Below are 21,485 nucleotides of genomic sequence, written 5' to 3'. Positions count from 1 at the left end.
CTCTTCTCCCCGGTACTCGCCGGGGCGGTTCAGAGTCTTGGGGCCTGCCCGGAAGGCCGTGCACTCCTACGCGAAGGTTCCGCAGACATGACCATGCAAGCCGAGTCCGACGCGCAAGCCATCGTGGAAACGCGGCTCGCCCATGAGACACACAGACTGGCTACCGGACTGCTCGTCGACGCCGCCGGCCGATCCACCGTCCCGCGTCAAGCACTCGCGCAGCTAAGGGACTTCATCGTGGCGAACCTGCGTCACCACCACGAGACCGAAGACGCGTGGCTGTGGCCGCTCCTCGTGGCAGCGGTGCCGGACACGAAGGGCGCACTCGACGAACTCAGCGAAGAACACGACCATCTGGACAGCGCGCTCGAGAGCCTCGCCTCTGTCGACCTGACCGGCACGGAAGGCCCTGGCGGCGAGAGCATGAGCAGCGACAGCCGGCACGCCCTGCGCGAGGCGGCCGTCGCGGTGCGCGACAGCGTGCGTGACCACCTGTCCCACGAGGAACCGGTGTTGTTCCCCGCTCTGCGGCGCATCACGGCCGCGCAGTGGGAGGAGTTCGCCCAGCGAGTCATCGCCGGCACGCCCCCGGTGGCGGGGCATCTGATGATCGGATTCCTCGATGAAGTCGGCACACCGGCCGAGGTGGAGTCGATGCTCGTGAACATGCCGTCCCCGGTGAAGTCGGTGCTGCCCGCCCTGCGCAGTCAGGCCGCCGCCGACCTGCGAGTCCTGCGGGGCGACGGCTCGTGACATCCACTCGGCTCCCATGGCCGGACACGGCTTACGAGGCATTCAAGGGCGACCTGACCATCGCTGCCGCCTACCTCACCCCGGCCGGAGGCGCGGTGGTCACCAGCGTCTCGCCGGTAGGGCTCGCGGACCGGGCGGCCAACATGGTCAGCTTCACCACCTCGCTGGGCTTCCCGAAGAAACTGGAACGCATCCTGCGCGACCCACACGTCAGTCTCGCCTATCACACCCGCGAGCACGGGTTCGCCACCCACAGCCACTACGTCCTCGCCCAGGGCCGGGCAGAGGTGGACCTTCAGCCCTCGGCGCGGCGACTGGCGGGGCTGATGGACGCATCCGAGCCGTTCCTCGGGCGGACCAGGCGCGGAGGCGTATGGGACTGGCTGCTTCGCGAATACCACCAAAACCGGGTCTTCGTCGATGTCCACCCGGATCGCATCGCCGTCTGGCCCGATCTTTCGGCGAGTGGACGTGCAACCGTGACGGGCGCCTCCTGGCCGCGGCATCCCGCCGAACAGGAACCGCCGAAGAACGGTACGACCCCGCGGACACCCGTCGCCAAGCTCGCCCGGCAGATCGCCGCCCTTCCTCATCGCCTACTGGCCTACCAGGGTGCTGACGGCCACCCCGTCATCCTCCCGGTGACGGTCACCGGACACGACGAGACCGGTCTGCGCCTCGCCGCATCGCCCGAGCTCCTGCCACCGGGCGGACGCCGAGCGGGATTCCTCGCCCACAGTTTCCAACCGCAGTGCGTCGGTGTGAGCATGCGCACCGTCACCGGCTGGTTGACCGTCGAGGACGGACGGGCCCTCTACGCCCCTCACACGTCGACGGGCATGACGGCGCCGCCGAACAGGATGGTCACGACCGTGGCCAACGGCCTGCTGGCCAAACAGGGACTGCGCCGCGCGCAGCGCAACGGCACAACCGCGCGCCTGCGCGAACTCGCCGCCCGGGACCGGGCGCAAGGATCCGAGAGGCAATCCGACGACGTGTGAAGACTCCCCGGCCCGGAGCACCCGGACCGCGGCGATGAGCGTCCTGTCGCGCACGGGGCCCTATGGCTTTGGTCAAGGGGCAATCTGGGCCGGGGGTTGGTAGAAGGTGCCGTCGCGGAGCATCGCGAAGTCGAACGTGCCCCAGCGGGACATCCACGAATCACGTGACCTGACCTGACCCGACGCCGCACCGAATCGTCCGGGCAGGCGGCCGGGAGGCACAGCGGTTGGAGAAGGCAAACCGCCTGGCCTCCTGGATCGGAGTCTGCCCGGGCCAGAACGAGTCGGCTGGGGTGAGTCGGTCCGGCCGCACCCGCCCCGGCAGCAGCAACCTCAAACGGTTGCTCGGAATCGCCGCCATGGTCGCAATCAGGAACAAGAACTCCTGCCTCGCCACCGCCATCTGGCATGTCCTGCACGACAAGACCCACTACCAGGCACTCGGTGCCGACCGCCTCACCCGCCGAGACCCCGAACGTGCCATGCGTCGCATGCTCAAAGAAGCGAACAACCTCTGCTGACCATCCACTTCGAACCCATCGAGGCCTGACCGACCGACTCACCCACGAGTCATTTTCGTGTCAGCCCCGTTGGGGGGGGCGAATGTCGAAGCGTTGGCGAAGTGCGCGGCGGGCGGCGTGAGTTCCGGCCATGCCGTGGACGCCGGGGCCGGGTGGGGTGGGGTGGAGGCGGAGCAGAGGTAGACACCGGGTAGGGGGGTGGCGTACGGGTCCCAGCGGAGGGCTGGGCGGAAGAGGGTTTGGCGCAGCGTCATCGCGCCGCCGAAGATGTCGCCGCCGACGTAGTTGGGGTTATGACGTTCCAGTTCGGCCGCGGTGGTCATGAAGGTTGGTGGCACGAGCCCAGTTCACGGTGACTCCTTGCTCCACCGGGCTGCTACAGCTCCCGCAGACCCGTGGAGCGTCGGATGCGGCGGGCTCAGGCTCGGCGGTCGGCGGCGGCCTCGATGAGTTCGGTGAGGCGGGTGAGCACGGTGGTGAGCTGGTCGATCTGCTTGCTGATGCGGGCGTGTTCGGCGTTGAGCATGGCCCACTGGTGGCTGGTGGTGGTGTCGGTGTCGATGCAGGGGAGCAGTTCGGCGATGCGGCGGCTGGGCAGGCCCGCGGCGTAGAACTGCTGGAAGATGCGGACCCGGTCGACCGCGTCTTCGGCGTACTCGCGGTGGCCGCCGGGGCTGCGGCCGGGCGTGAGGAGCCCCTGTTCTTCGTAGTAACGCAGTGCGCGGACGCTCACTCCGGAGCGCCGGGCGACCTCTCCGATGCGCACGCTTCCCCTTCTCGTCGAGCTCTCGTCGAAACCTGGACGCAGGACTTGATTCTGACGTCAACGGTAGGTTCTAGCGTATCCGACATGACCACACCGAGCATGGAACCGAACGCCCATACCCGCCCAGCGCCCGGTCTCCGGATCGAGGGCGCGGTCGCGCTCGTGACCGGCGCCAACCGAGGACTGGGCCGCCACTTCGCACGGCAGCTCCTAGAACGCGGCGCGGCGCGTGTGTACGCGACCGCCAGGCGTCCGGAGGCGGTCGATCTGCCCGGCGTCGTGCCACTGCGGCTGGACGTCACGGACGACGACGAGGTCCGGGCCGCGGCCGCCGCGGCGGGTGACGTGACGCTCCTGGTGAACAACGCCGGGGTCAGCCACGGGACGAACCTCGTCACCGCCGACCTGGCAGCCGTACGCGCGGAGATGGACACGAACTTCTGGGGCACTCTGGCCGTCGTACGAGCGTTCGCCCCGGTGCTCTCGGTCAACGGGGGCGGGGCGATCCTCAACGTGCTGTCCGCGCAGTCCTGGCACGCTTACCCGAACACGAACGGCTACCACGCCGCCAAGGCGGCCCAGTGGGCGTTGACGAACGGCGTACGAACGGAGCTTGCTGAGCAGGGCACACTCGTGACCGGGCTGCACCTGGGAGCCGTCGACACCGACTTCAGCGCCGCCTACGACGGGCCCAAGGGCGACCCGGCCGTCGCCGTTCGTGCTGGCCTGGACGGGATCGAAACGGGGGTGGCCGAGGTGGTTTCCGACGATTGGAGCGCACACGTCAAGAGGTCACTGGCCCAGGATCCCACCCGACTGTACGACGAGATCCGCGCCGGCATCGTCTGATCGGCTCGTCCCGGTTCGACCAGGGTGCATCCGCGGCGACAAGGCCGAGGCTGCAACCGGCTGCCCGGCCTCGGGCGTTTGCCAAGCAGAGCGTCCGAGTGGTGATCGCGGCAGCGAGAAGTGTCTCTGACCAGCGGGAGTGAGGATTGTCGAGGTCCTTGTTCCTGCTGTTGTCGGAGACACTTTCCAGGTGAAGAAGCCTATTGGGCCCTACCCGAGTATCCGTGTCGAGGGCGGCGGCCGGTCGGTGGTGCCCCAGGCCGACGTCGTGCTGCTGGTGGAGACCGTCCGCAAGACCGGGTTGGATCAGGCGATATCGGCGGCGCTGGCGCCTTGGCGGTGGCGCTGGGCGGGGACTGTATGGCCGACGCCGGCATGCTGCGGGCGGAGCCGGCGGTGTTCGGCCCCAGGGCGTCGACCCGACCATCTCCGGCCTGGTCGACGCCCTGCGACGTCCGGGCCGAAGGCCCTGGCCGCGATCCGCACCGCGCGGGCCGCGGTGCGCGAGCGAGTGTGGAAGCCGGCCGGCGACGCGGCGCCGGACGCCGGCGGGCGGCTGATCGTGGATATCGACGGGTGCTGGTGCTCGCCCACTGCGATAAGCAGGATGCGGCCGCGACCTGGAAGAAGACCTATGGCCACCATCCGCTGACGGCATTCGTCGACCATGGCAGCCCCGGCTCTGGCGAGCCGGTCGACGCCCTGCTGCGACCGGGCAACGCGGGCAGCAACACCGCTAGCGATCACATCACCACCTGTCAGATGGCCCTGGCCCAGCTGCCGAAATGCTACCGCCACGGGCGATAGACGCTGATCCGCACCGACTCCGGCGGCGGCACCCACGCATCTGACGACATGTGGCGGCTGCGAGACCCGTTTCGACCAGTTCCGACAGACGATCACGATCCTGGGTGAGCTGCCTGAAGAGCGCCTGACCGCGCCGGCCCGTGACCAACTGCTGGACGCTTTTGGCGCGTTGCGGCGGGACTGACACTCTGGCTACAGTCGGCCGCGCCTGCCCGGCGCAGGTCATTACAGTGCCATGGCCGGATGTTCAGTGTGCAGTTCCCCTCACCGGGCTGGCCCAGGCCGGCCCCCTTGATCCGTGGTTGGCAAGGGAGAGGTCAATGGCGGGCGCACGTGAACTGCCCCCGGACGAGGTCCTGGTCCAGCGACTGCGCAGCGGCGACGCGGCGCCGCCCCGCGGGGGCTCGCGAAGGTGCATCCGCGGTATGCGATCCCGCAGTACGGAACCACCACCGCCGCCGAGGCCGACGCCTGGGTCGCCGACCGTCTGAGCACGATCCTCGCCGGTCAAGCCGACCGCGCTGCCAAGGAGATGACCCTCCAGGCCGACCGGGTCGGTTTGCGCGCGAGCCGGCGGGAAGCCGTCGACGCCTGCTATCGCTATCTGACCGGCCACCTCGACCAGCTCCGCTACGACATCGCCCTGGCCGCAGGCTGGCGCATCGCTTCCGGCGCCATCGAGGGCGCCTGCCGGCAACTGATCGGCGACCGACTCGACTTCACCGGCGCCCGCTGGGGCCTGAACGGCGTAGAAGCCATCCTGAAACTCCGTGCTCTGATCAGCAACGGTGACCTCGACGTCTACCGGCGCTTCCATGTAACCCAGGAGCACCAGCGTCTTTATCAAGCATCCGACCAGGGCCGATACTCCCTCACGGCCTGATCGACCCTGTCACGATCGCCTCGGGGCACCGCCGGTTCACCAGCGGAAGTCTCAAGGGATCGTGGGGTACTTGACGGGGATACGGTGCTGCCATGCTGCTGTCACCTGACGATGAACTTCGCGACCGAAATGACCTGGTCGTCTTTTTGCGTGATCTCCACCGCGACTTCCTCCAGCGAGGTCACGAGTGGGAGAACCCGACACTCGACCGCTTCCTGGAAGCGATGGCCGCGTGGGTCGAGGGCTCGGAGAACTGGTACCGGAACTCCGGCAAGGAACTGCCGGCCGAAGGCGACTGGACATTCTTCGCCCGAGCTCTCACAGCGGCAACCGTCTACGAATGATCGGATGCCTATCCACCCAGGAACTTCATTCCCAAGGATTCGCACCCTTTTGATTTCTAGATCCCGTCCGGTCTTTCAGGCATTTCAGGCCGTGCACGTTGGTGATGAATACGGCGGACAGCCCAGGGCGCGCGCCACCAACTGCCCGCGGCTGCGCACGCCGAACTTGGCGAAGATGGACTTCACATGGTCCTGCACGGTGTAGGGGGACACGCTCAGCACGGAGGCGATTCCCGTCGACGACCGTCCGGAGATCACCTGCTCCAGGATTTCTCGCTCCCGCGCCGTCAGCCCATACGCGAGGCTCAGCATCCCGGTGATGCCGGAGGCCGGGGCCGGCTGGATGACGACCGAGGCGCCGCTGTGCGGATCACCGTCCAGCGGCGAACCCCACAGCGACAGCCACCGTCCCGTGCGGGACCGTACTCGCAGATACGCCTCCTCGCCCCGACCGGCCCGCGCCGCCGCGGATACCTCGTGCGGGGCCAGTGGGCCGATCTCGTCCAGCCAGTGCCGCGCCGTCTCGTTGGCGACCAGGGTGCGGCCCTCGCCGTCGAGCACCAGGACACCGGGACCGGCCGGCCCCGGCGGCGCGACCGGCGCGGCGTTGACGCAGGCCCGGCGCAGCGCCATCGCGACCGGCCGTGACAGCGCGCGGACCAGCGCCGCCTCCCGCGGGGTGAAGTCCGCCCGGCCGCCGCGCCGGAACAGCGCCAGCGCGCCCCAGCACTCACCGTCCGCCAGGAACACGGCACGCAGCTCGTGCCGGGCGTCGATGACCGGCAGGACCGTGCGGAAGCGGGCACTGCGCGTCGGGTCACCGCCGGCGCTGTGACTGAGAATCCCTACGGTACGGCCGGTCCGCGCCAGGTCCGCGAACTTGTCCACATCAGCCACGAGGTACTCGTTGTGCGACGCCAGCCCCGCGCTGCCGGGCGGAATGCCGTCGGAGACGTCGTCGCTGACCAGCAGCGTCCACGGGTCGATGGCGCCGAAGCAGAACGCGTCGTAAGCAACGTCCTCACCAAGCCGGGCGATCACCCGGGAGCGCAGCGTCCGCGAGTCCAGACCGAGCCGGCACAACCGCTCGATGTCGCTCTGCAGCCTTGGCACCGACGCAGCATAGCGTTGTCCCGAAGATCCCAGAATTCTGGGATACCGCGAACCAGGGCACCGCACATAGCGTCCACGGTGATCATCAGTCGAATCGCGGAAGGATCGCAGTGAGTTCTCCCTATGTGGCCGGGGCCGACGAGCACGAGCAATTGGAGTGGCTCGGTGGCGGGATCATGGAGGTGCTGCTCGACGCGCGGCACACCGATGGCCATCTGAGCGTGTTCCGGTCGACCGTGCCGACCGCCACGGCTTCCCCGGTGCACGTGCACCCCAATGAAGACGAGATCTTCGTGATGCTGAGCGGCAGCGGCCTGGTCTGGATCGGGGACCGCCGGTTCGAACTCACCACGGGAGGCATCGCCTTCCTGCCCCGCAACATCCCCCATGCGTACCGCTTCACCACCGACAACGTCGACATGATCGCGATCGCCACCCCCTCGGGCATGGAGAACTTCTTCCGCGACGCCGGCTGGAACCGGTCCCGACCGAAGCCGGCCGACTGGGCCGTCACCCCCGCGGCCCTGGGCAAAGCCGCCGCCGCGAACGGACAGATCGTGCTCGGCCCACCGCTTGCCGCCGACGACATGATTCCGCCAGACCTCACCGAGGTGAATCCGTGATCTGCCCCTGTGTCGACGTCTTCGGTCAGGACCCTCCAGCCCGTCACCTCCCGGCCGGTGCCCCTCGGCTTGCGGGCTGCGCGGTCAAGGCACCGTCGCGGCCATGGCGGTCAGGTTCCAGGCGGCTGGCCAGGTCCAACTCGAACCGGCCGTACGGGTTCACGCGCGTCCGGCACAGCGGGGGCAGCGCCCGGCGGTCGGCATCCCCGGGCTGAGCGCCTGGCACGGCCGCCCGCCGTCGTCTCCCTCGTCTACACGCTCATTCGCAGGCGTCGTCTCAAGACGGCGCGCTCTTGATCCTGTTACGAGCTCCAAAGGGCGCAGCTCGCTGGCCTTCCGGGCGGCATTCGCTGTACCGCGACATAGCACGCACGCTGCCAGCCCGTCAGGGAAGCCGCAGGTCCCGCAGCTGTCGCCGGGAGGTGATGCTCAGCTTGCGGAAGATGCTGCGGAGGTGGGCCTCAATGGTGCGCGGGCTCAAGAACAGTTGTGCGCCGACCTCCCGGGAGGTCGCCCCGGTAGCTACCAGCCGGGCGATCGTCAGCTCCTGTGCTGTGAGCGCGTCCGAGGGCTGGGCGGACCGGCTGCGTGGGTGCTCGCCGGTGGCGCGCAGCTCGCGGGCGGCGCGCGCGGCGAACGCTTCCGCACCCATGTCCGACAGCAGCTGGTGGGCGGTGCGGAGCTGCTGGCGGGCGCCTTGGCGGCGGCCCTCGCGGCGTAGCCACTCGCCATAGACGAGATGAGTCCGGGCCAGCTGTGTGGCCACTCGGCAGTTTCGTAGCTGCTCGATCGCCTCGCGGTAGTACTCCTCGGCGGCCGGGCCGGTGCTGACCAATGCCCGTGAGCGCGCTGCCAGCCCGAGCCCCCACGGGGTGCCGCTGGCCAGCGCCCGTGAGCTGAGCTGGTCCAGCGCGGCGGTCGCACGCTCCGGCCGGCCGCTACGGCATGCCGCTTCAATGAGCTCGGAGTGGGCCAGGTTGCTGTGGGTCAGCTCGTCGGACTCGAAAGCCCGCGTCGCAGCGACCAGAGCCGCCGGGTAGTCGCCCAGACCGTTGTGCAGCACCGCCATGGCGTACTGCGCCAGGAAGTCCTCAGTTCGGCCCCCACGTCCAGCCGCTTCCCGGACCATGGTCGCGTGGACCTCGGTGGTCTCGTCCGAGCGGCCGCGCCAGGCAGCCAGGATGAGCTGGCCGTGGAGCACGGGCACAGTTCTGGTCGCGGCCGCGATCGCGGTCTGCTCGGCGGCCCGGGAGAAGTCACCAGAGAGCACCAGCATGACGGACTGGACGAGCAGCGCTGCCGGGAGCGTGGCCAGCGCGCCGGCTTCCCTGACCAGCCGGACATGACGAGCGGCCAGCGCGTGCACCATCTGGTCGTCGAAGAGCGACATCGCGGTCCGGCCGGCCAGCCACAGCCACCGGCGGTCGTCGCCGTCGTTCACGGCATGGTCGTCCCGCTCGTGACGATTGAAGGCGTCCAACGCCCGCCGCAGCCCGGGCACTCCTGCCGCGTAGCCCTGCGTGAACGTCGTCACCAGCCCGTCGAGCAACAGATCCACCGGCCTCGGCGACTCCGGTGGTGGGGGCGCGGCCCGGGCTGCGTCGGCCACCGCACGCACGCCGCCGGGTCCGCGGTCGCCAGTAACGATCGCCGCATCGAGCGCGTCCAGGTAGGTCTCCCGGGACAGCGCCGGGTCCAGCGGGGCGAGGCTCTTGGCGGCGTCCAGCAGCATCCTCGGCCCCTCGCCTCCCCTTGCCCCGTGGAACGCGATCCGAGCACGCAGCAGCTCTAGGCGGGCCTGCGCCACGGCGTCCAACGGCCCGGCCGCGGCGACCGTCAGCAGCTCCAGGGCCTCGGACGCACCGGCCTCGTGCTTGGCGTGCGCAGCTTCCAGGGCCCGTTCCGCCCGGACGGCCGGCCTAGGGGTCAGCTCGGCCGCACGCTTCAGGAACGCCGCCGCGGCGGCCAACCCGCCGCGGGCGCGGGCCCGTCCGGCCGAACGCTCCAGCTCCGCGGCGGCGTCCTCATCAGTGCCCACCACCGCCTGCGCGCGGTGCCAGGCACGCCGGTCCGGATCGACCTGCTGGTCGGTGACGGCGGCCAGCGCGCCGTGCGCACGGCGCCGGTCGGTCGGTGTGGCCGCCCGGTAGACCGCCGAGCGCACCAGCGGGTGCCGGAACCGCACACGGAAGTCGAACTCCAGCAGCCCGGCGGCCTCCGCGGGCGCAGCCGCCTCGCGGGCGATCCCCAGCTCCGCGGCCGCGCGCCACAGCAACGCCGCGTCCCCGGTCGGCTCGGCCGCGGCAACCACCAGCAGCATCCGCGCGTCGGCAGGCAGGATGTTCGCGCGGCGCCGAAAGCCGTCCTCGATCCGGCGCGGAACGCTCACCACGTCCGGCAGCTCGAACCCACCCGCGAACTGCACCGCCGGAGCACCCCGGGGTAGCTCCAACAACGCCAGCGGATTGCCGCGCGCCTCGGCTACGATCCGGTCGCGCACCACATCGTCCAGCGGTGCGCGGACCGCGGTGGCCAGCAGCGTCTGGGCATCGGACGCCCCCAGCCCCGCCAGGCGCAGCTCCGGCAACCCGCTGAACGCCTCGACGTCGGTCACACCGGGATCGCGCAGCGCAAACACCATCACCACCCGCTCGGCCGCCACCCGCCGGGCCACGAAAGCCAGAACCTGCGCAGACGCCTGATCGAGCCACTGCGCATCATCGACCACCCACAACAACGGCCCGTCCTCGGCCAACAGGCTCAACACCGCCAACCCCACCAGGAACCGGTCCGGCGCGGCACCCTCGCGCAGCCCGAACGCCACCCCGAGCGCGGCCTGCTGCGGCTCGGGCAGCTCGACCGCCCGCGCCAGGAACGGGGCGCACAACTGGTGCAGGCCCGCGAACGCGAACTCCGCCTCGGCCTCCACCCCGACCGCGTCCTGAACCCTGAACCCCGCCGCCACGGCGGTCTCCCGCATGTGCTGCAGGAGGGCGGACTTGCCGATGCCGGCCTCCCCGCGCACCACCAACACTCCGCTGTCGCCGCCCTGCGCCCGAGCCAGCAGCTGCTCGAGCGACGCCTGCTCGGCGCGCCGTCCCACGAGCATCGCCTGGTCCTCCCCTGGCGCCGACACGGCGCCTATTCGGTAATTGTCACCGACGCGAAGCGCGCGGGCAGCACAGGGTCGTCAAGATGCCAGCCTTCCCGCGCCAGGGTCGGTGACGGGATAAGGGATTTTTACCGACGCGGACCAGGCGCCTTCCCCGCGACTCTGAGAGCCGACAGCAGAGCGACCGGGAAGGGAGCGACCACCGTGATCAGCACCGAGGTGTTCTTCCCCACCGACGAGGAGTCCTCCCGCTACGGCAGCAGCGCGAGCGGGTCGCCGTCCACGCCCTGGCCCACCGGGAGTTGCACGGCGGTGGGGCGGGCTGTCGGAGGCCGATCGCCGGCGCCGGCTCACGCACCCCTGACCACGCCGAAGACATCTGGGCCGACGACACGTCGGTCGACGACACCTGAAGGGAACAGCCGTGGCCTGGAGACCCCGCCAACTCGCCGAACTCGCCGAACTCGCCAGCACCACTGTGGGTGCGGTGCGGCAGTACCACGACGTCGGCCTGCTGGAGGAGCCGCCGCGGCGCGCCAACGGCTACAAGCAGTACGGCGTCGCCCACCTCGTCCGCGTCCTGCGGATCAAGCCCCGCGCCGAGCCCGGCGGCCAGCGCGTTCGACCAGCTCCTCGCCCCCGCCCTGCTCGAACGCGGCTACGGTGGCCGGATCGGCGTGCGCGTCCTCGACACCGGGAGCGGGGCGACCGTGTCGCTCCAGGGCCGGGAGCGGTTCCTCACGGCCTCCACCGCGAAGCTGCCCCTGGCCGCCGCCGTGCTGGACCGCGCCACGACCGGCATGACCGTCGCCGACCTGTGCGACGCCTCCCTCACCGTCAGCCACAACACGGCGACGAACCTGCCCCTCGACCTCCTCGGCGGACCGACCGCCGTGACCGCGTTCGCCCCCGGCCTGGATGACGCGACCACCCGTTTCGACCGCGACGAGCCACAGCTCAACGTCTCCACCGGCCCAGACGACGAGCGCGACACCACCACATCGACCGCCATCGTCGGGAGCATGCGGGCGGTGCCCCTCGGTGGCGGCCCGCAGCCGGCTGGCCGCCAGCGGCTCACCACCTCGCTCGTCGCGAACACCACCGGCGACGCCACCATCCGGGCCGGCGTGCCAGCCGGGTGGCTGATCGGGGACAGGACCGGGACCGGAGCACAGGGCGAGCGCAACGACGTCGGGATCGTGCTGCCCCCGGACCGCGCGCCGCTGGTCTCGCCGTCTACGCCGACCCGCACGACCCGGAGTCCACGGCCGGCAACGCCACCATCGCCGAGGCGACAACGATCGCGGTACGGCGGCTCGTCGGTCCATGGAAGGCAGACCACCCTCGGAAAGGAAAGATCATGGGACACGTAACCATCGGGAACGAGAACAGCACGCCGGTCGAGCTCTACTACGAGGACCAAGGTGCGGGGCAGCCCGTCGTCCTCATCCACGGCTACCCGCTCAACGGCCACAGCTGGGAGCGCCAGACGCGCGAGCTGCTCTCCGCCGGCTACCGCGTCATCACCTACGACCGCCGCGGCTTCGGCCGCTCGTCGAAGGTCGGCACCGGCTACGACTACGACACCTTCGCCGCCGACCTGAATGCCCTGCTGGAGACCCTGGACCTGCACGATGTCGTCCTCATCGGGTTCTCGATGGGCACCGGCGAACTCGCCCGCTACATCGCTCGATACGGCCACCAGCGAGTCGCGAAGCTCGCCTTCCTGGCCTCCCTGGAGCCCTTCCTCGTCGCTCGGGACGACAACCCGGACGGCGTGCCCCAGGACGTCTTCGACGGCATCGAGGCCGCGGCCAAGGGCGACCGCTACGCCTGGTACGAGCAGTTCTTCTCCAACTTCTACAACCTCGACGAGAACCTGGGCCACCGCATCGGCCAGGAGGCGGTCACAGCCAGCTGGAACGTCGCCATCTCCAGCGCCCCCGTGGCCGCCCATGCCGTCGTCTCCTCGTGGATCGAGGACTTCCGCGCCGACGTCGAGGCCGTCCGGGCCAGCGGCACGCCGGCCCTGATCCTGCACGGCACCGCCGATCGGATCCTCCCCATCGAAGTCACGGCCCACCGCTTCCGCCGGGCCCTGCCCGACGCGCAGTACGTGGAGATCGACGGCGCCCCGCACGGGCTGCTGTGGACTCACGCCGACGAGGTCAACGCCGCCCTGCTCGCCTTCCTGAGAGACCCACTCCCTAAGGGCGTCCGCCCCGGTTCGGAGGAGTCGCCATGACCTCGGCCACTGCATCGGTCAAGGTACTCGGGCCCGTGGTCTGTGGGCCTGGAAGCGCCTGCGGCAGGCCGCTGAGCATGCGCACACCATTCACGGACAGGTCGGCCCCACCGAACGGGACCCGGCTCGGTGGGGTGGCACTGCCGCAGCAGGGGTCCGAGGACGCGCTCATCAGGATCCGAGCGGTGCTCACCGGCATCGCGCTCGTGCACGGGGTCGGCGTCCTCGTCGGGGCGTCGGACGATCCCGCCGACCTCGGACGGTACGGCACGGACCTCTGGGGCCGGAAGATGGTCACTGCTGAGAGGACGCGATGAGGGCAACCGATGCTCCGGCTCCGCTCGTCGGACGACAGGCAGAGATCGCTGCCGTGACCGAGGTGCTCGACCGAGCCCGCCGTGGCACCGGTGGCGCCCTGGTGCTGTGGGGTGAGCCGGGGATCGGCAAGACCGCACTTCTCGACCACGTCACGGCGGCGTCTCCCGATTTCGCCCCGCTGGCGGTACAGCCCGCACGGTGCGAGTCCGGGACCCCCTTCGCCGGCCTGGACACGCTGCTCCGGCCGGTCGAGCACCTGATCGCGACTCTTCCGGTGTCCCAGGCGGCAGAGTTGCGAGGCGTGCTCGCGGGGGAGGTCACCGGAGCGGGCCGGTCGCTCACCGCCGTGGCGGTCCTGTCCCTGTTGTCGGTGCTGGCAGTCGACCGCCCGCTCTTGATCGTCGTGGACGACGCACACCGGCTCGACGCGGAGACCGAGTTCGTGCTCGGATTCGTCGCCCGGCGGGTGGGGACCGATCCGGTGGTGGTCCTGGTCGCCGGCCACGACGCGCCCGCCGGCGGATCGTGGGAGGGGGTCGATCCGCTCGCGGTGAGTCCTCTCGCTGACGACCACGCCGCCCAACTGGTCGCCGCCGCCCACCCCGGCCTCGACGGCCCCGAGGTCACCCGCGCGGTGAGAGCAGGTGGGGGCAACCCGCTGGCACTGCACGAGCTGCCGATACCAATCGACGATCTTGCCGCCGGCACGGTGCCCGTGGGGCCCCGGCTGCGTAAGGCCTTCGCCGAGCGCCTGCAGACCATGCCGACCCCGGCACGCGAGTTCGTCGTGCTCATGGCCGCGGCTCGTGCCGACGGTGACCAGCTCACGCTCGCACGGTCAGCACGTTCCCGCGACGCCGAGGAGCCGGTCTGGGAGGAGACGATCCGGTCGGGTCTGCTCGCCGGGACGCCCGACCGGCCTGCGCTACGGCACCCGGTGGTCCGGGCCGCCGTCTACGCGAGCGCCTGCCCGTCTGAACGCAGGAACGCCCACCGGACCCTGGCCGCCGCGCTTCCCCCGGGCAGTCGCGGGCATGTCTGGCACCGGGCCGCGACCGTTCACGACGTCGACGAGGAGATCGCCGGGCTGCTCGAGCAGACGGTGCCCTCGGGCGCCGGCGCGGTACCGATCCTGCGGCGGGCCGCCGAGCTGTCCGCCGACCCGGCCGCTGCGACCCGCAGGCTCGCCCGCGCGGCCGTGGCCGCCTGGCACGGAGGCGACGCCACGATGGCGCGTCGGTTGCTGGCCGATGCCCGGAGCCTGACCGACGAGGTCCTGGCCACCCGCGCCAGCCGCGGCCTGCGCGGGGTACTCGAACTCGCCGAGGGGTCCCTGGAGCGAGCCCACCGATCGATCAGTCGCGACATCGCCGCGTTCGACGATCCGCGCATGAGAGTGGAGCTCGGCGCCGCTGCCCTGCACGCGGGATGGTCCGCGGCCCGCGACGACCTCGTCGGCGAGACCCTCACTCGTCTCGCGGGGCTGACGACCCCTGGGCTGCCCGACGTCCTCCCGATCGTCCGGACGTGGTGGGGGCCAGCGACGGACCCGGCACGGGCAGCGTCGTCGGCAGAACTCGGTGACGTCATGGCGCACATCTCCCGGGTGGAGTCCCAGCTGCTCCCGGCGTCGCCGCTCGGACTGGTGTGGGGCCTCGACGAGCCACTCGCCGATGCCGTGCACGCTCTTGTCCGCAGGCACCGCCGTCACGCCGATGGCACCTCGCTTGCTGCGGCGCTGGCTCGGATCGCGCGACTCGACATCGCCGCGGGCCGGTGGGGCGCTGCGGCGGACGCCGCGGCCGAGGGGCTCGCGTCGGCCGAGCGGATCGGTGCCGAGCACATCGCTGCGGAGTGCCGGAACTGCCTCGGATGGCTCGCAGCCGCCCGCGGTGACGGCCGCAGCGTCGACCATCTGACCGTTCGGACCCTCCAGCTGGCCGGGCCGCGCCGCGACCGTGCGGTCAGCGCCTCGGCCCACTGGAACCGTGGAATGGCCGCTCTGGCGGCCGGTCGCGCCGACGCTGCACTCGACCTGCTCGCCCGCTTGGACGAGCACGGGCACGAGGCAGCACATCCGATCGTCGCTCTGCTGGCAAGCCTGGACACGATCGAGGCGGCCGTGCACGCGCGGCGGCCGGAGATCGGCCAGCGCCGCGCCGATGCGCTCGACGCCTGGGTACGGCGCACCGGCGCGCACTGGGCGAGATTCACAGCGCACCTGGCACGCGCACTGCTGGACGAACCCGCCGCCGAACGGTCCTACCGGGCGGCACTGGACGTGCCCGGTGCGTCCCGGCGCCCGTTCGATCACGCACGGGCCCGTCTGCTCTACGGCGAGTGGTTGCGGCGACAGCGGCGGCGCCGAGACGCCCGCCAGCAGCTCGACGCCGCTGCCGAGACGTTCCACGCACTGGGAGCGCGCCCGATGCTCGAGCGGGCCCGGCGTGAGCAGCGTCTGATCATGGCGCCCGCACGCCGTGCCACTGCCGCCGGCACGGGCATGGCCACGCTGACGGCACAGGAACGCCGGGTGGCCCAGCTTGCCGCCGGCGATCTGACCAACCGGGAGATCGGGGCCCGTCTGCGGATCAGCGACCGCACCGTCGGGCATCACCTGTCCAACGTGTTCGCCAAGCTGGGGCTCTGCTCACGGCGCGACTTGGCGGCCACCGGCATCGCCGGACGGAGATGATTCCGGCTCGGGATGTGTTCGGCCGGTGTGGGACGGCGGTTGGTGAGTCAGGTGATCAGCCGTCTGTTTTCGGCGAGGCTGAGGTGGATGAGCTGGGAGGATCCGTTTCTGCTTTGTCCGCGTCCAGCTGTCGGGCTCGCAGGACGGTCAGGAAGGCGTGGGCGGCCATGGCCAAGGTCATGTGTCGGTGCCAGCCGGGATAGCGGCGGACCTGGTAGTCGTCCAGGCCGGACTCCTGCTTGGCGGTCTGGAAGCACTCCTCCACCGCCCAGCGGCTGCCCGCGATGCGGATGACGGCCGAGGCGGCCGTGCGCGTCGGCAGAAGCGACCTCGCGGACGAACGGGTACGGGTGCTCGAAGCCTGGGCGCGGCGCACCGGAGCGCCGTGGGCCCGCTGCGCCGCGCACGTCACGCGCGGGCTCCTCGGCGGCGCCCGGGCCGAGGGCGCCTTCCGGGTCGCACTCGACGTGCTGGGGGCCCGATCCCACCCGCTGCGCTACGCGCGCGCTCAGTTGTCCTACGGCGAGTGGTTGCGACGGGGCCGCCGGCGGACCGATGCGCGCGTCCGGATCGGCGTCGCCTTGGAGGCGTTCGACCGGCTCGGTGCCGAGCCGCTGCGTCAACGCGCGCAGCGCGAGCAGGACCTCACCGGAGCGCCGGGACGCCGGGGAAGCTCGGACACCTGGGCGATGAACCGGCTCACCGCCCAGGAACAGCGAGTCGCCCAACTGGCCGCCGAACAGCTGACGAATCGCGAGATCGGCGTACAGCTGCGGATCAGCCACCGCACCGTGGGCCACCACCTCGGGAACGTGTTCGCCAAGCTCGGCATCAACACCCGAACCGAGCTGAGGACCTTCACGCCTGTTGTGAGCCGCCGTGAGCGCAGGGAGGCCGCGGCGGAGCGGGCGCGCGACGCCTGCGGCGGAAACGACGGATTGCCCGCCCGATTCGCCCACCGGCCCTGATTTGTAGCGTCGCTGACGTTGGCCCGCGGACCCGCGGCGAAACGCCGTGCGACGCATGACGAGAGGTCACCTCATGTCCACATCCGAAACCCTGCCCCACGCGCGCCACTACATCGACGGGCAGTGGCAGGACTCCGGCTCCCGCGGCGAGTCACGCAGCCCCGCGACCAACGGCCTGCTCGGCACCTTCGCCGACGGCGGTGCGCGGGAGGCGAGGTCCGCCGTGGCCGCGGCCCGAAGGGCCTTCGACTCCACCGCCTGGTCCCGCGACCGCCACCGACGTGCGGCAGCGCTGCACGAACTGGCCGACCGGCTCGAGCAGCGCAAGGACGAACTGATCACCCTCCTGGCGCGGGAGAACGGGAAAGTACTCGCCGAGGCGGCCCTCGAAGTCGAAGGCACCATCCCCAAACTCCGCTACCACGCGGCGCTTACCCTCACCGACCACGGCAGGGCCGGGGAAGTGCGGCCCGGCATGTACTCGATGACCCTGCGCGAAGCCGCGGGCGTCGCCGCGGTGATCGTGCCGTGGAACTCACCGGTCATCCTCTCGGCGCGATCCTTCGCACCCGCCCTGGCCGCCGGCTGCACCGTGGTCATGAAGATGCCGGCGCAGACCGGCCTGGTCAACGGAGTGCTGAGCGAGATCGTCGCCGACACGCCGAGCCTGGACCCGGGCGTGTTCAACGTCTTCACCGAGAGCGGCAACGCCGGGGCTCCGGAGCTGGTCTCCTCCCCGGACGTCGACGTGATCAGCTACACCGGCTCCACCGCGGTCGGCCGCGTGATCATGGAACAGGCCGCCCCGACGCTGAAAACGCTGTCCATGGAGCTGGGCGGAAAGACGCCGATGCTCGTCTTCGACGACGCCGACCTGGACGCCGTCGTGCCCGTGCTCACCAAGGCCGTCACCATGTTCGCGGGCCAGTTCTGCATGACGGGCAGCCGGATACTGGTCCAGCGCGGCGTGGCCGACGAACTCCGGCGGCGGCTCGTCGCCGCCCTCGAAACGGTCCGGGTCGGGCCCGGCGACGACCCCGCCAGCGAGATGGGCGCCATGATCGACGAAGGAAACGCCCAACGGGTCGAACAGACCGTGGCCGCCGCGGCCGACTACGCCACCGTCCTCGTGCGGGGCAAGCGGGATCGGGCGCTCCTCGGCCCGTCCCTGATCGAGGTCGCAGACGTGTCCGCGCCGATCGTGCAGCGCGAAGTGTTCGGGCCGGTCGCCACCTTCGAGGTGTTCGACTCCGAGGCCGACGCCGTGGCGCGTGCCAACGCCACCGAGTTCGGCCTGGCCGCGAGCATCTGGACCCGTGATGTCGACCGCCCCCTGCGCGTCGGCCGCGAACTGCAGGCAGGGACCGTCTGGACCAACACCTGGGCCATGGTCCACGACCAGTTCGAGGAGGGCGGCTTCAAGCAGTCGGGAGTGGGCCGCCTGAACGGCATCCGCGGGATCGAGGAATTCCAGGAGACCAAGCACCTCGTGCATGTGGCACCGCGGCTCTGACAGCTATCGACGGCGGAATGAGAATCGATGACCGAGACGGACGACGTCGGCCCGGCCGACGTCACCCTGCTGACCGCGCGCGCTGTGGAACCCGGCTACGAGCAGGACTTCCGGGAGTGGTTCGGGCGGGTGACCGACACCGCCTCAGCGTTTCCTGGACACCTGGGGGACGGGTTGTTCCGGCCTGCCACGGCCGCCGGGCCATGGGTTCTGATCCACCGGTTCCGCGACCAGGAGACAGCGCGGCACTGGACGACGTCACCTGAGCGGGCCGCACTTTTCGACCACTGCGAGGGCCATCATCAGAGCGAGGTGGCGCGTCGCGAACTCTCCGGCATGGAGACCCTGTTCACCACGGCGCACGACACGCCCACGACGGCGCCGCCTCGGTGGAAGATGGCGCTCGCCGCCTTCGCGGCCGTACTCCCGATCTCCCTGATCGGCAACGGTCTTCTGGGGCCGGCGCTCCGTGCTTGGCCGCTTGTGGCGCGGGTGCTGATGCTCGCGCTGCTCTTCAGTACGTTGATGACGTATCTGATGATGCCGACTGTGACCCTCGTCCTTCGCCGTTGGCTCTATGCCGCCACCTCGACCGCGCGCGAGGGACCGACGCGATGACGCGGCCCTCCGGGCGGACGAAGTCGACGAAGACGTGGTCGACGTCCGTCTCGTCTCCCGTACGGAGGATGATGTCCGCGATCTCCGGCACGGTCGACTCGGTGGTGGGGTCGCATGCGGAACCCCGGACGGGCACCGCGACGGGGCAGTACGCCGTCCGCGCGCCCCGCTCCTGCCAGGGAACGCCCACCTACTGGTACTCCTCGGGCGACCAGCCGTCACAGGAGTCCCCTTATCGGCCGCGGCGATGATCCGCGCACCTCCTCGGGTCCTGCGGCAGTGCCTCTCCCGGTTTCAAAGATGGGAGTTCGTTCGGGCGGGGCGGGACAGATGCTGCCGATGACCTGTTTCAGCGGCCCGTGTGATCGCCTCGAGTACCCGGTGACGATCGAGTGCGACCGCGAAATCCGGCGCATCGGCGGTTCCGTCGCGGAGGTCGGCGGCGAACTGGGCGTAGAGGCGGGCGACCCCCGCTGCGGGTGCGTCGAGTTGCAGGTCAGGAGCCTCATAAGCGGCGGGGACCTGTAGCACTTGAACAGGCTCGCTGCCGCGGCGCAGGGTGATGGTGAAATCGGTGAAATGGATGTAGCCCGACGCCGACTCCACACGCACACTGCCCTCGGTGCCCTGGATCTCCCATACCATCGCCGAGCCGACAGACTGCCCGGCACTGTAGTGCAGCGAAGTGACGATCCCGCCTTCGAGAACGCCGGCGACGACGATCTCATCCGGCGCGTCCTTCGGCAGCGTCCCGCCATCGGAGAGGCGGACGCCGTCACCGCGCTGATTGGCGACGACGGCGGACAGGCTCTCGAACGTGCCGAGCACGCGCGCAAGCGGTTCGAGCCCGTGGCCGAGCATGATGCTCAGAAGCGTGGCGCCATTCTTTGCGTGAGCCATGTACTCGACCGGCGGGTCATATCGGCCGACCCACATGTCGTCGGTCAAATGCGCTCGGATGCTCGTGCTGAGCGGCTCGCCAATCACGCCTCGCGCGATGAGGTCGCGAAGGAAGAGGATCGGCGGGTGCAGGCCGCCCTGCAACCCGACAACCGTCCGCAGCCGCCGCTCGCGGGCAAACCCCTCCAGCGCTTCGGCCTCCGACAGGTTTCTTGCGAGCGGCCATTCGCAATAAACCATCTTGCCCGCGGCCAGCGCGTCGGAAACAATCTGCTTGTGCTCCGGGACCTTGACCGCAACCACCACCAGGTCGACCTCCGGTCGCACGACCAAAGCCTCATGTGTGTCGAAGGCGAGATCGGCGCCCAGCCGACGAGCGGTCGCGTTCGCGCTCTCCATACGAGTCGTACTGACGGCGCGGATCTGGAACGCGTCGAGCGCCTGCAGCGCCGGGACGTGAGCAATTCCGCCCCAACCCCGATCGGCACTAGCCCCGATAAGGCCGACGCCGATCCGGGTATTTGCTGAATTCTTCATGAGGATGCTCCTGCCGTGCGCAGCCCCGGCAACGCTCTCCGGACTGCGTCACGATGATTCGTTTCCGGACAAATGCGTGGGCACTCGGGCTCACCATGGCGAGCGAGCAATTGTTGCCGTTCGCGTAGCGGTCGCAGGGTTCGAGCCCGAGTGACCCAAGCGCAGGTTTTACACGTGAGCCCAGTGGGCCTCGAGTTCGCGCGCGACATCGGCCGCACGCTCGATCATCGGCCAGTGCGAGCTGCGCAGCTTGAAGACGGCGCGTGCGCGTGTGGCATTACCGAGCTCGTCGGCGAAGCGGTGAGGAAGAAACGGATCGTCCAGGCCCCAGATCACTAGCGATGGTGCGGTCACCTTGCTCAGACCTGGCTTCCACTCCGCCCCGACCTCGATCGCCGAACGGTAAAGGGCGAGAATGCTTGCCCTCATAGTGGCATCCATATGCCGGACCGCTTCGTCTGCCGCGTCGCGCGGCATCTGCGCCTCGTTGAGACTTGCCGCGAACTCCTCGAGGTCGAGGTCCGCCATCCATTTCTCACCCTCGCCCGGCGTTTGCCAGATCTTGGCAAGATAGTGCCACGGATACTCCGGATCGATCGGCCCGCTGATGCCTGTCCATGTCCGCACCAGATCTGGCCGGACAGACGCGAGACGGCCCGTGAGCAGAGACCCCCAATCATGACCGACCAGGTCGACGGGTTCGCCGATTTCTTCGATCTTCTTAATAAGCCAATCGAGATACTCTTCTTTCGTCGACGTGAATCCCGCTGGCAGGGGTGCGCCAAACCCGGGGAGATCGATCGTCACAATATCTTCGCGTTGAAGATGGGAACGGACGGTGTCCCAGAGCCGGTGGGTATCAGGTACACCATGGACGAGGACTGCAGGCATTTCGGATTCTCCAATTGATTGTTGTCGA

The 21,485-nt window shown here is 70.0% G+C and carries 18 protein-coding genes and 5 pseudogenes; 16 read left to right on the top strand and 7 right to left on the bottom strand.

The genetic code is table 11. The features are described from left to right. The first annotated feature begins 87 nt into the window (after positions 1-87). From ACNYS0_RS07810 to ACNYS0_RS07800, 3 genes are all read left to right on the top strand, one after another. Positions 88-753: a hemerythrin domain-containing protein gene (locus tag ACNYS0_RS07810; RefSeq protein ID WP_422471935.1), complete on the top strand. Its 666-nt coding sequence runs from the start codon at positions 88-90 to the stop codon at positions 751-753. 95 nt (positions 754-848) lie between these two features. Continuing rightward, entirely contained in the window at positions 849-1,754 is a 906-nt protein-coding gene (locus ACNYS0_RS07805) for a pyridoxamine 5'-phosphate oxidase family protein (protein ID WP_422471934.1), read from the top strand. Positions 1,755-1,981: 227 nt separating this feature from the next. Beyond that, entirely contained in the window at positions 1,982-2,275 is a 294-nt protein-coding gene (locus tag ACNYS0_RS07800) for a transposase (protein ID WP_422471933.1), read from the top strand. 60 nt (positions 2,276-2,335) lie between these two features. On the opposite strand, the pseudogene ACNYS0_RS07795 reads toward ACNYS0_RS07800, so the two are convergent. Continuing rightward, positions 2,336-2,583: pseudogene (locus ACNYS0_RS07795) on the bottom strand (dehydrogenase); the annotation flags it as partial. 110 nt (positions 2,584-2,693) lie between these two features. Then, positions 2,694-3,041 (bottom strand): MerR family transcriptional regulator, encoded by a 348-nt coding sequence (locus tag ACNYS0_RS07790; RefSeq protein WP_422471932.1) that lies wholly within the window; start codon positions 3,039-3,041, stop codon positions 2,694-2,696. An 84-nt stretch (positions 3,042-3,125) separates the two neighbouring features. On the opposite strand from ACNYS0_RS07790, the gene ACNYS0_RS07785 reads away from it, so the two are divergent. The 4 genes and pseudogenes from ACNYS0_RS07785 (at position 3,126) to ACNYS0_RS07770 (ending at position 5,924) form a co-directional block, all read left to right on the top strand. Beyond that, on the top strand, positions 3,126-3,890 hold the full coding sequence (locus ACNYS0_RS07785; RefSeq protein ID WP_422471931.1) for an SDR family oxidoreductase: 765 nt from the start codon (positions 3,126-3,128) through the stop codon (positions 3,888-3,890). Positions 3,891-4,080: 190 nt separating this feature from the next. Then, a pseudogene (locus tag ACNYS0_RS07780) lies at positions 4,081-4,694 on the top strand (transposase); the annotation flags it as partial. A 463-nt stretch (positions 4,695-5,157) separates the two neighbouring features. Next, positions 5,158-5,580 (top strand): annotated as a pseudogene (locus ACNYS0_RS07775) (ISKra4 family transposase); the annotation flags it as partial. 92 nt (positions 5,581-5,672) lie between these two features. Further along, the gene (locus ACNYS0_RS07770; protein ID WP_422471930.1) at positions 5,673-5,924 is read left to right on the top strand and encodes a DUF7660 family protein; all 252 of its coding nucleotides are present in this window, start codon (positions 5,673-5,675) and stop codon (positions 5,922-5,924) included. A gap of 84 nt (positions 5,925-6,008) precedes the next feature. Here the strand turns inward: ACNYS0_RS07770 and ACNYS0_RS07765 are convergent, their stop codons facing one another. After that, positions 6,009-7,037 (bottom strand): LuxR C-terminal-related transcriptional regulator, encoded by a 1,029-nt coding sequence (locus tag ACNYS0_RS07765; RefSeq protein ID WP_422471929.1) that lies wholly within the window; start codon positions 7,035-7,037, stop codon positions 6,009-6,011. A 125-nt stretch (positions 7,038-7,162) separates the two neighbouring features. Here ACNYS0_RS07765 and ACNYS0_RS07760 point away from each other — a divergent pair, with 125 nt between their 5' ends. Next, positions 7,163-7,660: a cupin domain-containing protein gene (locus ACNYS0_RS07760; protein WP_422471928.1), complete on the top strand. Its 498-nt coding sequence runs from the start codon at positions 7,163-7,165 to the stop codon at positions 7,658-7,660. A gap of 385 nt (positions 7,661-8,045) precedes the next feature. Here the strand turns inward: ACNYS0_RS07760 and ACNYS0_RS07755 are convergent, their stop codons facing one another. Further along, complete coding sequence (locus tag ACNYS0_RS07755) at positions 8,046-10,769, bottom strand: AAA family ATPase (protein ID WP_422471927.1); 2,724 nt, start codon at positions 10,767-10,769, stop codon at positions 8,046-8,048. Between the two features lie 427 nt (positions 10,770-11,196). Between ACNYS0_RS07755 and ACNYS0_RS07750 the strand changes: the two are divergent. The 5 genes and pseudogenes from ACNYS0_RS07750 to ACNYS0_RS07730 form a co-directional block, all read left to right on the top strand. Beyond that, a pseudogene (locus tag ACNYS0_RS07750) lies at positions 11,197-11,352 on the top strand (MerR family DNA-binding transcriptional regulator); the annotation flags it as partial. A gap of 97 nt (positions 11,353-11,449) precedes the next feature. Continuing rightward, positions 11,450-12,145 carry a serine hydrolase gene (locus tag ACNYS0_RS07745; protein WP_422471926.1) on the top strand — a complete coding sequence of 232 codons (696 nt, stop codon included), beginning with the start codon at positions 11,450-11,452 and terminating at the stop codon, positions 12,143-12,145. Then, positions 12,133-13,017, top strand: coding sequence for an alpha/beta fold hydrolase (locus ACNYS0_RS07740; RefSeq protein ID WP_422471925.1), 885 nt, complete (start codon positions 12,133-12,135; stop codon positions 13,015-13,017). The genes ACNYS0_RS07745 and ACNYS0_RS07740 overlap by 13 nt, the downstream gene beginning before the upstream one ends. 77 nt (positions 13,018-13,094) lie before the next feature. Beyond that, entirely contained in the window at positions 13,095-13,334 is a 240-nt protein-coding gene (locus ACNYS0_RS07735) for a hypothetical protein (RefSeq protein WP_422471924.1), read from the top strand. After that, the gene (locus ACNYS0_RS07730) at positions 13,331-16,030 is read left to right on the top strand and encodes an AAA family ATPase (protein ID WP_422471923.1); all 2,700 of its coding nucleotides are present in this window, start codon (positions 13,331-13,333) and stop codon (positions 16,028-16,030) included. The genes ACNYS0_RS07735 and ACNYS0_RS07730 overlap by 4 nt, the downstream gene beginning before the upstream one ends. Positions 16,031-16,085: 55 nt before the next feature. Here the strand turns inward: ACNYS0_RS07730 and ACNYS0_RS07725 are convergent. After that, positions 16,086-16,322: pseudogene (locus ACNYS0_RS07725) on the bottom strand (IS701 family transposase); the annotation flags it as partial. On the opposite strand from ACNYS0_RS07725, the gene ACNYS0_RS07720 reads away from it, so the two are divergent. From ACNYS0_RS07720 to ACNYS0_RS07710, 3 genes are all read left to right on the top strand, one after another. Further along, the gene (locus tag ACNYS0_RS07720; RefSeq protein ID WP_422471922.1) at positions 16,315-16,998 is read left to right on the top strand and encodes a helix-turn-helix transcriptional regulator; all 684 of its coding nucleotides are present in this window, start codon (positions 16,315-16,317) and stop codon (positions 16,996-16,998) included. The pseudogene ACNYS0_RS07725 and the gene ACNYS0_RS07720 sit on opposite strands and share 8 nt — an antisense overlap. A 73-nt stretch (positions 16,999-17,071) precedes the next feature. After that, complete coding sequence (locus tag ACNYS0_RS07715; protein WP_422471921.1) at positions 17,072-18,511, top strand: aldehyde dehydrogenase family protein; 1,440 nt, start codon at positions 17,072-17,074, stop codon at positions 18,509-18,511. A gap of 27 nt (positions 18,512-18,538) precedes the next feature. Next, positions 18,539-19,129, top strand: coding sequence for an antibiotic biosynthesis monooxygenase (locus tag ACNYS0_RS07710; protein ID WP_422471920.1), 591 nt, complete (start codon positions 18,539-18,541; stop codon positions 19,127-19,129). A 294-nt stretch (positions 19,130-19,423) separates the two neighbouring features. Here the strand turns inward: ACNYS0_RS07710 and ACNYS0_RS07705 are convergent, their stop codons facing one another. Next, positions 19,424-20,566 (bottom strand): Gfo/Idh/MocA family protein, encoded by a 1,143-nt coding sequence (locus tag ACNYS0_RS07705; RefSeq protein WP_422471919.1) that lies wholly within the window; start codon positions 20,564-20,566, stop codon positions 19,424-19,426. 168 nt (positions 20,567-20,734) lie between these two features. After that, positions 20,735-21,457 carry an alpha/beta fold hydrolase gene (locus ACNYS0_RS07700; RefSeq protein ID WP_422471918.1) on the bottom strand — a complete coding sequence of 241 codons (723 nt, stop codon included), beginning with the start codon at positions 21,455-21,457 and terminating at the stop codon, positions 20,735-20,737. Positions 21,458-21,485: the final 28 nt, after the last annotated feature.

This window comes from Streptomyces anthophorae (assembly GCF_049310305.1).
Taxonomy (GTDB): Bacteria; Actinomycetota; Actinomycetes; order Streptomycetales; family Streptomycetaceae; genus Streptomyces.
Note: the sequence above shows the minus strand (reverse complement) of the source record. Positions and strands in the feature narration are given on the sequence as shown.